Source organism: Colwellia sp. MB3u-4, assembly GCF_014077065.1.
Classification (GTDB): Bacteria; Pseudomonadota; Gammaproteobacteria; order Enterobacterales; family Alteromonadaceae; genus Cognaticolwellia.
Genome location: NZ_JACGVE010000068.1, coordinates 51357 through 64253 on the forward strand (window position 1 = coordinate 51357; position 12897 = coordinate 64253).

Annotated in this window: 10 protein-coding genes; 6 read left to right on the top strand and 4 right to left on the bottom strand. The window is 41.4% G+C overall.

Features of this window, described 5'->3' with window-relative positions; genetic code table 11:
- Positions 1–90: 90 nt before the first annotated feature.
- The 4 genes from hemL to H4J61_RS03985 form a co-directional block, all read right to left on the bottom strand.
- On the bottom strand, positions 91–1374 hold the full coding sequence (gene hemL, locus H4J61_RS03970; protein ID WP_182183853.1) for a glutamate-1-semialdehyde 2,1-aminomutase: 1284 nt from the start codon (positions 1372–1374) through the stop codon (positions 91–93).
- Positions 1375–1419: 45 nt separating this feature from the next.
- Positions 1420–2430, bottom strand: a complete 1011-nt coding sequence (locus H4J61_RS03975) for an aspartate carbamoyltransferase (RefSeq protein WP_220460999.1) — start codon at positions 2428–2430, stop codon at positions 1420–1422.
- Positions 2431–2978: 548 nt separating this feature from the next.
- Positions 2979–3410, bottom strand: coding sequence for a CopD family protein (locus H4J61_RS03980; protein WP_182183855.1), 432 nt, complete (start codon positions 3408–3410; stop codon positions 2979–2981).
- Positions 3410–5098 carry a chloride channel protein gene (locus H4J61_RS03985; RefSeq protein WP_182183857.1) on the bottom strand — a complete coding sequence of 563 codons (1689 nt, stop codon included), beginning with the start codon at positions 5096–5098 and terminating at the stop codon, positions 3410–3412. The genes H4J61_RS03980 and H4J61_RS03985 overlap by 1 nt, the downstream gene beginning before the upstream one ends.
- A gap of 58 nt (positions 5099–5156) precedes the next feature.
- Between H4J61_RS03985 and H4J61_RS03990 the strand changes: the two genes are divergently transcribed.
- The 6 genes from H4J61_RS03990 to rlmB all read left to right on the top strand — a co-directional run bounded on the left by H4J61_RS03990 (position 5157) and on the right by rlmB (position 12602).
- Positions 5157–5900 carry a DUF6776 family protein gene (locus H4J61_RS03990; protein WP_182183859.1) on the top strand — a complete coding sequence of 248 codons (744 nt, stop codon included), beginning with the start codon at positions 5157–5159 and terminating at the stop codon, positions 5898–5900.
- 64 nt (positions 5901–5964) lie between these two features.
- Positions 5965–6306 (top strand): iron-sulfur cluster insertion protein ErpA, encoded by a 342-nt coding sequence (gene erpA / locus H4J61_RS03995; RefSeq protein ID WP_146879306.1) that lies wholly within the window; start codon positions 5965–5967, stop codon positions 6304–6306.
- A 289-nt stretch (positions 6307–6595) separates the two neighbouring features.
- Complete coding sequence (locus H4J61_RS04000) at positions 6596–8005, top strand: M20/M25/M40 family metallo-hydrolase (protein WP_182183861.1); 1410 nt, start codon at positions 6596–6598, stop codon at positions 8003–8005.
- A 478-nt stretch (positions 8006–8483) separates the two neighbouring features.
- Entirely contained in the window at positions 8484–9101 is a 618-nt protein-coding gene (locus H4J61_RS04005; protein ID WP_182183864.1) for a tetratricopeptide repeat protein, read from the top strand.
- 157 nt (positions 9102–9258) lie between these two features.
- Complete coding sequence (gene rnr / locus H4J61_RS04010) at positions 9259–11706, top strand: ribonuclease R (RefSeq protein ID WP_182183867.1); 2448 nt, start codon at positions 9259–9261, stop codon at positions 11704–11706.
- A gap of 137 nt (positions 11707–11843) precedes the next feature.
- Positions 11844–12602, top strand: a complete 759-nt coding sequence (gene rlmB, locus H4J61_RS04015; RefSeq protein WP_182136658.1) for a 23S rRNA (guanosine(2251)-2'-O)-methyltransferase RlmB — start codon at positions 11844–11846, stop codon at positions 12600–12602.
- Positions 12603–12897: the final 295 nt, after the last annotated feature.

Sequence of the window (12897 nt, forward strand, 5' to 3'; positions counted from 1 at the left end):
GCAAAATTAAGTATATTATAATTTTGTTAACCATTAAAAAAGGTAAGCGTTATGCTTACCTTTTTTATTGTCTGCTTGATAATGTAAAGTTTACAGTTGAGCGAAACAACGTTCAGCCGCGGCTAAGGTAAATTCAACTTCTGCTTCACCGTGTGCCGTTGATACAAAGGCGGCTTCAAATGAAGAAGGGGCAAGATAAACGCCTTCATCCAACATCAAATGAAAGAAGCGTTTAAACTTTTCACCATCACATGCGGTTGCCTGAGCAAAGCAAGTCACAGTTTCTTCCTCAGTAAAAAAGAAACCAAACATACCGCCAACATAATTAACCGCTAATGATATACCATTGCGCTCTGCAGCCGCTTTTAAGCCCATTGCTAGCTTTTCTGTCGTAGCACTGAGTTGTTCGTGCTTATTACCTTTAGATAGCTCATTTAACGTCGCCAAACCGGCTGCCATAGCAATAGGGTTGCCTGATAATGTACCCGCTTGATAAACAGGTCCAATAGGGGCAATGTAATCCATGATTTCTTTTTTACCACCAAAAGCTCCTACCGGCATGCCACCACCGATAACTTTACCTAAAGTAGTTAAATCAGGCACTATGTTGTAGTGAGCTTGGGCTCCACCTAAAGCAATGCGAAAGCCGGTCATGACTTCATCAAAAATTAACAGGCTTTTATATTGATCACAAATCGCGCGTAGTCCTTCCAAGAAACCTTCGATCGGTGGTACACAGTTCATATTGCCAGCAACAGGTTCAACAATGATACAAGCGATTTCATCACCCATTTCAGCGAAAATTTGTTTTACTTCATCAAGGTTATTAAAGCTAACGGTTAACGTGTGTTTAGCAACATCTTCAGGAATACCGGGAGAGCTTGGCACGCCCATGGTTAACATGCCTGAGCCAGCCTTGACCAATAAAGAATCGGCATGGCCGTGATAACAACCTTCAAATTTTAATATTTTGTCACGACCCGTAAAGCCACGGGCTAATCGTATAGAGCTCATGGTTGCTTCAGTGCCTGAACTGGTCATACGTAATTTTTCCATTGAAGGAACCATTTCACGCACTTTTTCAGCCATGGTTATTTCGAGTTCTGTTGGAGCGCCAAAGCTAAGCCCGTTCTGGGCAGTTTCAATCACGGCGGCCAGAATTGCTGGGTGATTGTGACCTAAAATCATCGGTCCCCATGAACCAACATAATCGACATACTGTTTACCATCAACGTCAAAAATATAAGCTCCTTGAGCTTTTTTGATAAACAGTGGTGTACCACCTACGCCATTAAAGGCACGAACCGGTGAATTTACGCCACCAGGAATAATGTCTTGGGCGGCATTAAATAATTGCTGAGAATTTTTTGTCATAATATGCTACTCGCTGTTAAGGTAACCTAACTATTGAGGTTAAAATTAGTATTTATTGGTGTGCCAAATTACCGGCTTTTCATAATGGCTAAGTTGGTTTTCAACCCCTAAACTTAGGGCAAATAATGCCATACGTACCAGTACACCGTTTTGCGCTTGGCGAAATATTGCTAAATTATCTAGGTCATTTAAATCGATATCGAGTTCATTCGCTTCAGCGCGAGAATCGCGCGGTAATGGGTGCATGATCACCGTATGTTCGTGACAATATTGCTGATAAATTTTTCGATTCAAACTAAAGTGGCCACGGTATAAGTCGGCTTCATCTTTACTGGCAAAACGCTCTTGTTGAATACGGGTTTGGTAAATAACATCGCAGGCCAAATTGCCTTCAATCTTGTCAGTAATCACCACTTGGTGTCCGGCATTGGTTAAGGTAGCCACTATGCTATCTGGCATTTGCAGAGCCTTAGGGGCAATCATAGTGATTTTGATATTGTTATATAAGCTAATTAATTTCGACAGAGAATGCACGGTTCTACCATGTTTAAGATCGCCCATTAAGACAATGTTTAAGCCGTCTAGCCCCATGTCATAACGCGCCATTTCTGACTGTATGGTAAATAAATCTAGTAGCGCCTGTGTCGGGTGTTCGTTAGCGCCGTCGCCACCATTAATCACAGGCACACTGCTGCCTTTAGCAAAGTCAGCAACCGAGTGCATGGTGGGGTGGCGCATGGCAATCACGTCTGAATAACCACTAATAACACGGGCGGTGTCAAATAATGACTCGCCTTTTGAAAGCGAAGAGTTCTCTTGTCCAACTGTTTCTCTGACAAAGCCACCCAGTAAATTAAAGGCGGTACCAAAGCTAACACGTGTGCGAGTGCTGGGCTCAAAAAATAAATTACTTAATATTGCGCCTTCAAGCACATGACAACGCTTTTTTCGCATGGCGTAGGGCGCCATTAAGGTTGAAATCTCTAAAATACGGGAAATACTCTCTCTATCGAACTGCGATACAGATAAGATATGGCTTCCTTCAAATTTCATCATAGATAATACCTACATTATCGAAATCTTGAGCAAGGCACTGTGCCAGCTGATTTGATAATTTCATTATACAGTGGACCGTTGCTGTTAAGCTAACAACGAAAAATTGTTGCGAAATATAGCATAAAAGTTCAATGCTGAGAATGTATTATCAAGATTTGAATTAAGAAAATATCTGGAGTTTGACTGAAAGGTTGAGAGGGTTAAACAAGATTACAGCCTGGGCAATTCAAGGGCTGTAGTAAGGTGACTAAGCGCCACTGATAGACAGCATAAGATGCTTGTTTGCTTGTTCAGTATTTAAGTCTACGGTTTGGTATTGTGGTTTGGAAGTATGGCTTGATATTATGCTTAGATATTACGACTTGCTATAGCGGATAAGTCTTACTTTTCACCGTCAATTTAATAGGCTAGAGTAAGACTTACCTAACACCCTGTACGTGTTGTACAGGGCAGTATAATTGCACCTTTCAGCACTGATGAGTATAGCCTTTGAGCTTTAATTCGCGTTGGATATATCAGGTTATATCCAACAGCTTAATATGCCAAACTTAAAAAGGTTTTAGGTAAACTAGCAGTATGACAATCAGTAGGATAATTACAGGCACTTCGTTGAAAATGCGATAAAACTTGCCAGAACGAGTGTTTTTATCAGCGGCAAATATTTTGACTAATTTAAAGCAGTAACCATGATAAATGAGCAATAGCAGCACCAAGGATATTTTTACATGTAACCATTTTGCCGCCACAAACCAGGGATAGCCATATTGATAAATAATGGCAATCCCTAATAAAACCGTCAATAGGGCAAAGGGGGTAACAAAATAAAGTAATCGTCGCTCCATGCCTTTGAGGTGTTGATGTACAAGAGGTTCAGCTGATTCGGCATGATTAACAAAAATGCGCGGTAAATAAAAGATACCGGCAAACCACGCAACCATAAAAAAAACATGGAATGCTTTAAGCCAGAGAATGGTAACCATCAGTTGGTTTTTCCTTTTAATAAATAAGCGCTAATATAATCAAAGGTTATTATACCCATAATTTCATCTGGATTATCCTGATATATATAAACACCACCCGTCCTTTTCTTCATGAGCAGTAAATAGGCTTCAGTCAGTGTCGATTGGCTAGAAAGTGGGATCAGTGTGTGTTTTGTTAGCGTCGGCTTAGCGTCTATGTCCGTCATACTTTGCTGATAAAAAATAAATTGTGTTGTTTCATCAGGCCGTTTTATCTGGTGGATAACATTATCCTGTGGTTTTTGCTTTGATAATGCAGTGGCAATAGTCTTATCATCGACTTGTCGCAACAGCGTGATGCGCTCATCCATCACCCCAATGACTCCAATGCGCTGTAAGAACTTCTCAATAGGGGGTTGTCGGTAGGGTAAGCCCTGAATCTCTAACTGGAGAATGAAAATTGAACGATTACCAAAAAATTGTCCAGAAAACACACAAGCACTAGTGATAACAATCATGGCGGGTACAATAATCTCTATCTGATTAGACAATTCCACCACACAGAGCAATGCAGCTAACGGGGCATTAAGTGTCGCAGCCATAAAGCCGGCCATGCCCATTAATGCAAAGTCACTGGCAGAAATGTTACCGCCGATAAAGTAGCTTGCGACCACAGAGCCACAGGTACCTGCGATAGCGCCGATACCAAGAATAGGGCCAATAACACCGCCGGGAATGCCTAAGCCAAGCGCAAAAATGGTCATCAGTACTTTTGCGACTAATAAACCCAGGAGTAGTTGCAATTCAAGACTATTTTGCAAAGAAAAATTAATTGCACTTAAATCGGTCCCCATCGCATAAGGCAATGCATAACCCAAGCTGCCAGTAATTAATGCCGCAGTCAGTATTCTTGGCACAAGATGAAAACGAGCACTGTGTTTGATCACTAATATCAGATTGCGATTAAAAATAAAGGCGAAAACACCTAGCACCATGCCGAGTACAGCCAAAACAAGATAATGGTCGATGTTTAAAGTAATGGCGGTAAAATGGCCAAATTCATGGTTGACACCAAAAATATGACTGGTGGTCATCGACCCAACCAGAGCCGCAATCATTACCGGTATAAAAATATGAACTTTATACTCTCGTAAGATAACTTCCATCACAAACAAAACCGCGGCTATTGGGGTATTAAAACAAGCGGCAATACCAGCCGCAATACCGCAAGCACTTAAGCTACGAATGGCGTTATAAGGTAAATTTAACTTGTTGGCAATATAACTGCTACAGGCGGCGCCTAAATGCACAGCCGGACCTTCTCTGCCGACTGAAAAACCGGCAGCAAGTGCGGTGGCACTACCAATAAATTGATTAACCGTGTTACGAAATGGCATGACACCATTGGCAACTTTTAAGCGATGTAATACAAAGGGAATGCCGCTGCGGATATACTTGTAACCGGTTAGCCAGGCAAATAAGAGAATAACGACAGCACCCATAATAGGTAATTGAAAACGACTTAAAGCGCTGATGCTGTTATAGTCGTCTTTTTCGGGCAGAAAAAATAACTGAATGCCTTCAATGGTAAAAATAAATAGCACAACTAACAACGCCGATGCAAACCCCCCAATAGCGGCTAGTAAACAGAGTTGCCATGACGTTTGTGGCACGGCGAGACGTTTTTTTAGTTGAGTTATTGTCTTCATATTGAGTTATTTTTATTGGACATATTTACAGACACTCTGGATATCATAATACTTTCAAATGAATTGGTTAGCAAAAATAAATTTTCGCACTGTGGTGATGCGCCTTGGAAGCTTTAGTTCAGCGATTTTACTGCTGGTCATCTTGGCCATTGTATTCTTCTGCGGCTATCGCCTAGGTAATTTTTATCATGGCTATCAGACTCAGACCTTAGCACAGCAGAAAGCTCGCTTAGATTTTATCTATCAACAATTAGCTGAGAAGACTCAAGACATCAACACGTTAGAAGTTGAGCTTGAAGTTGAACGTATGGCGAATGCACGCAGCCAACAAACCTTAAAATTGATTGAACAAGCGCACTTTCAAGTTAAAAAAGAACTCGCTTTTTATGAAAAAGTCATGGCACCTGAGAAACAAGCAAATGGCCTAGTCATTGACGGTGTGACCTTAACAAAAAGCCAAAGTCCTGCTCATTACCGTTTTCAAGTGGTGTTGGTGCAACAAGTATTACGTAAGCGTTATGCGAAAGGTTTTATTGAGCTAACCATCATTGGGAGTTTAAATAATAAGCCAACGAGTATTGCCTTGTCTGAGTTGACGATACTAAACAAAGACGACCTATCTTTTAGCTTTCAATACTTTCAAATTATAAGTGGCGAGTTAACCTTACCGGAAAACTTTGTCCCTGAAACCATCAATGTGGCAGCAATATTGCCAAAAACCAGATGGCAAAAATATAATCGTATCGATCATAGTTATCCATGGCTGAAAAGTATTGATAATATTACGCAGACTTCACCATAATACTTGACTAAAACAGTCAAGTTTAAGATAATTACGTCAGTTCATCCGTTTTAAGTTGAGTTATATGTCAAATACTGAATTACCTATTAAATTTTCCGATGCTGCAGCGACCAAAGTATTATCGTTGATCACGGAAGAAGAAAACCCAGACTTGAAATTGCGTGTCTACGTTACAGGCGGCGGCTGCTCAGGATTTCAGTATGGTTTTACCTTTGACGAAAAAGTCAATGACGGCGATATGACCATAGTCAAAAAAGGCGTTACCATGGTGATTGACCCCATGAGTTTACAGTATTTAGTTGACGGCGAAGTTGATTATACTGAAGGCTTGGAAGGCAGTCGTTTCTTGGTAAACAACCCAAATGCGAGTACAACTTGTGGTTGTGGTTCTTCTTTCTCGATTTAATCACCACCGATTGTAAATAAAAGCCGACGATTGTCGGCTTTTTTGATCTTGGCTTAGCGAGAATTAAAAATCTAATGCCACATCACTAACTTGTCGTTATAAAGCAACAGGCTCTTTGTTTTGCGTTTTAAAGGCAGTTTATCTTTACACTTACCTCGGGTTTATTCTTGGTGATATGACCCAAATCAGGCGAAGTGATTGCAAGTTAATTACCTTTTATAGATACTTATACTAGGTTGATTAGTGATAACGATACCATCAATAAAAAATAATTCAGTTAAGGAAAAACATGTTCCCAAAAACAAAATTGATTGCCGGCACTTGTCTCGCCGTTTTAATGAGTGTGGGTAGTTTTGCTACTAGTGCACAACAACTAAATACTGAGCAACAAGCGCAATTAAAGCAGTTAAAAACAACGGCATTGCAATCAGATTTATCCTACCAATTAATCGAGTCATTAACTACCGAAGTAGGTCATCGCATGATGGGCTCAACAGGGGATAAGAAATCGATAGTATGGGCGGTTAATAAAATGAAAGCCTTAGGCTTTGATAAAGTATGGACCGAAGAAGTTACCGGCAGCTACTGGTTACGTGGTGAGGCAGAAGCACGCATTGTTGCACCGTATCCGCATGACGTAGTGGTTTTAGCGCTTGGTGGCAGCATAGGTACGGCTAAAGCAGGTTTGACCGCTGAGGTAGCGCATTTTGAAACTTTTGCTGATTTAAAAGCGGCACCAGATAATAGCTTAAATGGCAAAATAGCCTTTGTTTCCTATCAAATGGAGCGTCATATCGACGGTAACGGCTATGGTCCTGCTGTTGGTACGCGCGTTAATGGCGCCGTTGTCGCTGCACAAAAAGGCGCTTCTGCTCTGGTGATGCGCTCAGTAGGAACAGACAATAACCGTACCGCTCATACTGGGGTAATGCGTTATAAAGATAAAGTTAAACAAATTCCTGCGGCCGCTTTATCAAACCCTGATGCTGATTTATTAGTGAATCAACTTAAGCGTGGCGAAGCCGTTAGTCTGTATTTGAACATGACGGCTAGAACTAAAGCTGAAGTTGTTGCAACGTCGGCCAATGTTATTGGCGAGTTTACCGGTAGTGAGTTTCCAGAAGAAATTGTCGCTTTAGGTGCTCATCTAGACAGTTGGGATGTAGGCACAGGTGCATTAGACGATGGCTTAGGTATCGGTATGGTCATGGCGGCAGCGCATCACATTGGGCAATTGCCTGAACGACCAAAACGCAGCATTCGGGTGATTTTATTCGCCGCTGAAGAAGTCGGTTTATTAGGCGCGAAGCAATATGTTAAAGATCATAAAGATGATATGGCGGCGCATGTTATTGGTGCTGAGTGGGATTTTGGCATAGGGCGTATATACAAAATGACCCCGGGTGTTGGTGCACAATCGCTCAATGCAATACGTGAATTAGCGCAATACTTGGCCCCAATGGGTGTAGCGCTTGCACCAGAGAATAATGCCAAAGGTCAGTCGGATATGAGCGCGTTAAGTGACGCAGGTATGCCAAGCATTGACTTTGCACCAGACGGCTCAAATTACTTTGATTATCACCATACTGAAAATGATACTTTGGACAAAGTTGAACCTGAAGCACTCAAGGTCAATACTGCCATTTATACTATGTATGCCTACTTTGTTGCACAAGCTATGGTGGACTTTAGAAAGTAAAGCATTGCAATTGGGCTAAGTTAGCCCTTGTGTAAATGAGGGCAGTTTTTGTTATAGCACAGGCAAATTGCAGTTTGGTATGTTCGATTGAATGCAAAGTTCAATTGAGCGCAACTGCGGTTTGCCTTTTGTTAAATTTTATCATTCGTCCAGTGATCAAAATTCGCTTATCTGATTGCGATCAACATCAAAGCCTTTAGCGCTAATCTCTTTAGCCATTAGCGGACAAAAGCCACTTATAGGTATTTATGTTGATATTTATTGATATGTTACTTACTTGAAGTTAAACCAGCTAAATAAGATAAGTTAGTTGCCTGCTTAAAAGTAACTTACCTCAAGTGTGAAAAAATACTATGAGCGGTTTACTAAGTTATTTCTGCTAACGGCCGATATAAAGCATGACCTAACTTAAAGCATGATCTAACTTGAGTTACACCCTGAATCACACCTTGAATTACAAATTGTGCAAAGAGGCATTATGCAAAAACTACTTATCGCGATCTTATTGACCATAACTCATGTTATGAGTGCCTCTGCTGCTGAATTGAGGGCGGTGCAAATTTATAGTGATAACGTCTTGCTTGATTTAATAAAAGAAAACAAGCATTTAAGCCAAGTAGTTATTGATGACTGTCAATTGGTGCAAGATATTGAAGCGCGAGCGGTAAAGGCGCAAATGCCAGGCTATCAGTTCCTTTGGGGGGATATGCTTGCCTACGGTGTTTGCATAAAAAAAGATGTACCTTTGGGCTTACATTATATGCAAGCGGCAGCCGATCAGGGATTACCTGAAGCGTTAGAGCAAATGGGTCGCTATTATCATCTGGGTAAATTCGTACAAGTAGATATTCATCAAGCTATTACTTTTCTTAAAGAATCATCAGCATTGAATAACATAAAAGCACAGCTTAGATTAGCCAATATTTATTTAGCCGGTCATGGTAGCCCGTTGGATTTCCCTCAGCTATATACGCAATTACACCAATCAGTGACTGACGACAAAAAAACGCATAAAGTTATCGCTCAGCACTTAGCAAAGCTAACGGAAAAAATGCCTGAACGTGTGGTCAATGCCGCCAAAAATGGCAAGTATTAAAGGCTCAAGTCGATAAACCGTACTTTTGCGAATGTTTCAACTTTTATCTCGCTAGGTGTTAAGCAGCTCAATACGCCGCACAAGCCTGCATATTGAAGTGGCTTGGGTATATAGTTAATCTACGATATACTAAACAAAAAACCATTATTGAATAAATGTGACCAAAAACGACCCGCACCAACAGCGAGAAGCTGACAAATATGACAAGCCAGTAGCGAGCCGTGAGCTGCTATTGTCTCTGATCGAAAAATCAAACATCCCACCGACGTTTAAAGCCCTTGTGAGTCAATTGCAATATACTGATGACGACATGGTAGTGGGAGTGAAGCATCGATTACGTGCTATGGAAAACAGTGGTCAAATTGTGTTTAATAAATTTAAGCAATATGCCATAGCAAAACGTAGTGATGTGTTGACCGGCAAAGTTATTGGTCATCGTGATGGTTTTGGCTTTTTCTCTCCCGACAATGGTGACAAAGATTTTTATATTTCTTCTTATGAAATGAAACGGGTGATCCATGGTGATATTGCTGAAGCGATATTACTTGATCGCAGCGATCGTAAAGGTCGTAAAGAAGTTAAAATACTCGATGTTATTAAACCTCGCACTGCCGGTGTTGTTGGTCGATTCTTTGTTGATCATCATATCGCCTGCGTGATCCCAGATGATGCGCGTATTCCACAAGAAATTCTGATCCAACCCGATAAAAAGTTAGGCGCTCGTCATGGCGAAGTCGTGGTGGTTAACATTATTCAAAGACCTACCAAGCGCTCGAACGCCGTTGGTGAAGTGATTGAAGTGCTCGGTGAACATATGGCACCAGGCATGGAAATTGAAATTGCCTTGCGTGCACACGACTTGCCCAACCAGTTTTCTGCTGAAGTGATTGCCGAAGTTAGCGGTATTGCCGATGAAGTTGAAGAGTCAGCCAAAGCGCCAAGAGTTGATCTCCGTGATTTACCCCTAGTGACCATCGATGGCGAAGACGCCCGAGATTTTGACGATGCGGTTTATTGCCACCCCAATGCTGATGGTGGCTGGACCTTATGGGTTGCTATAGCCGATGTTAGCTATTATGTGCGTAATAAAACCGCATTAGATGAAGAAGCCATTTCTCGTGGTAATTCGGTGTATTTTCCTAGCCAAGTTATTCCTATGTTGCCGGAAAAACTCTCTAATGGACTGTGTTCATTAAATCCGGATGTTGATCGCCTTTGTATGGTTTGTGAAATGACCATCAGCGCAGCGGGAGATCTCGCAGGATCTAAATTTTATCCTGCTGTGATGAACTCTAAAGCGCGTTTCACTTATAGTAAAGTGGCGACCATTCTAGGGGTAAACCCAGAACAAAAAGATGAAGACTATCGCGCGGAATTACGCACACAATACCAGGCCTTGATTCCTGATTTAGAAAACCTCAATACCATGTATCACGTGCTAGCGGCCGCTCGTACTAAGCGCGGCGCTATTGCCTTTGAAACCACAGAATCACAGTTTCTCTTTAACAGCGAGAGAAAAATAGAGTCTATTGTGGCTATGGTGCGTAATGACGCGCATAAAATCATTGAAGAGTGCATGATTTTAGCCAATGTTGCGACCGCAGAGTTTATTGAAAAACATAAAAAACCCGGTTTATTCCGTGTTCATGATAAGCCTAGCGAAGATAAATATAATAACTTTATCAGCTACGTAAACGAGCTAGGGCTTGATTTATCTTCGATGGGAGAAACCAAAGCACAACCTGAACCTATGGATTATTGCAATATTTTAGAGAAAATAGCTAACCGACCAGATCAAGAGCTTATTCAAACCATGCTTTTGCGCTCAATGCGCCAAGCCGTTTATCAAAGTGAAAATATAGGTCACTTCGGTTTAGCATTACCCTCGTATAGCCATTTTACTTCGCCGATACGTCGTTACCCAGATTTAGTTGTGCATCGTGTGATTAAAGCCATTTTAGATGAGCAAGCACAACATGAAGCCAATGCTGGCGCACATAGTTATACACCCGAAGCAGTCATAGAACTGGGTGAACATTGCTCAATGACTGAACGCCGTGCTGATGACGCCACGCGTGATGTTTCTGATTGGCTAAAATGTGAATATATGCAAGATCATGTCGGCGATACTTTTACTGGTGTGATCTCAACGGTAACTAACTTTGGTTTATTTGTTCGTTTAGCCGACCTACATATCGAAGGCTTAGTACATATTACCTCGCTAGGTCATGACTATTATCATTTTGATGATGTACGTATGTGCTTAACCGGTGAAAATACCGGCGCTAAATATCACATCGGCGATACGGTAGAAGTACAAGTTGCCGCGGTTAATCTTGATGAGAAAAAAATCGATTTAGCCTTAGCGGGTGAAAACGCCGTCACTAAACGTGCTAAACCGGCAGCAAAAGGTAAAAGCAGCGATAAGCATAAACGTGGCAAAGGCACTGCTGGCAAGGCCAAGGCAGAAAGTGAACAAGCTAAGCCAAATAAAAAGTCAGCTAAACCTGATGATAAAGCGAGTGACAAAACCACGACTAAAGCCAAAAAGCGCAAGGCCAGAAAAAAACGTCCTGGTAAAAATGCTCGTAAAACAACCGATTAGTCATGTATACCCAAAGCACTTGCTGAAATCTGCATATTCAAGTGGCTTGGGTATAGGTCTTAGCAGGTGGCTGTGTTAGCAAATGCAATGCAGACAAGCTTTTAAAGTAATTAATTAATAGAGAAAGAAATAAGTTTATGGCAAAGCAAGAAGAATTAGTATTTGGCATCCATGCGGTAAAAGCTTTGATTGAAAATGCACCTGAACGATTTATTGAGTTATGGCTACTTAAAGGTCGTGAAGACGACCGGTTAATGCCGATTATTAACTTAGCGCAACAATACGGTATACCTGCACAAATGGCGAGCCGTAAAGTACTGGATGATAAAAGTGAAGGTGATCAGCACCAAGGTGTTGTGGCACGAGTTAAACCAGGAAAAGTCTTCACTGAAGCCGATTTAGATGACATTCTTGCTGAAGCAGCAGGTAAAGATCAAGCACCATTTTTATTGATCTTAGATGGCGTGACTGACCCGCATAACTTAGGCGCATGTTTACGAAATGCTGATGCTGCTGGTGTGCAAGCGATTATTGTGCCGAAAGATAATGCCGCTCGCTTGAGTGCAATCGTCCGAAAAGTCGCCGTTGGTGCCGCAGAAGCTGTGCCTTTAGTGCAAGTGACTAATTTATCAAGAACCATGAAAGCCTTACAACAAATGGGTGTCTGGATTATTGGCACAGCCGGTGAAACCGAGACTTGTCTTTATGATGTCAAACTTGCTGGGCCCATGGCCTTAGTGATGGGAGCAGAAGGTAAAGGTATGCGCCGTTTAACTCGCGAGAATTGCGATCAATTGGTTAAGCTACCTATGGCGGGTAGCGTCTCTAGCTTAAACGTTTCAGTAGCAACCGGTATTTGTTTATTTGAAATTGTACGACAACGTTTAACGGTTTAACGCATTGAGTATTAACCTCAAGCTGAATTTTTTCGTCTCAATGAATTTAGCTTGAAGTACTTTTTTTTAAGCTGATCCTAACCCGCATAAATACTTTTTTATGCGGGTTAGTTCATGCTTGTTAGTCTTTCCTTCGCATTATTGCTTGTCTCGTTAAGTCTGAAAATCCTTCACCTATTGGCTCACCATAAGTAAAAACAACCTTTGAAGCGGCCAAATTTAGCGCTGTTAGGCTAGTTGTCTGTGGACCTAAAACCATTTAAGTTAATGAATTTTAAGTTTAAAATTAAATAAA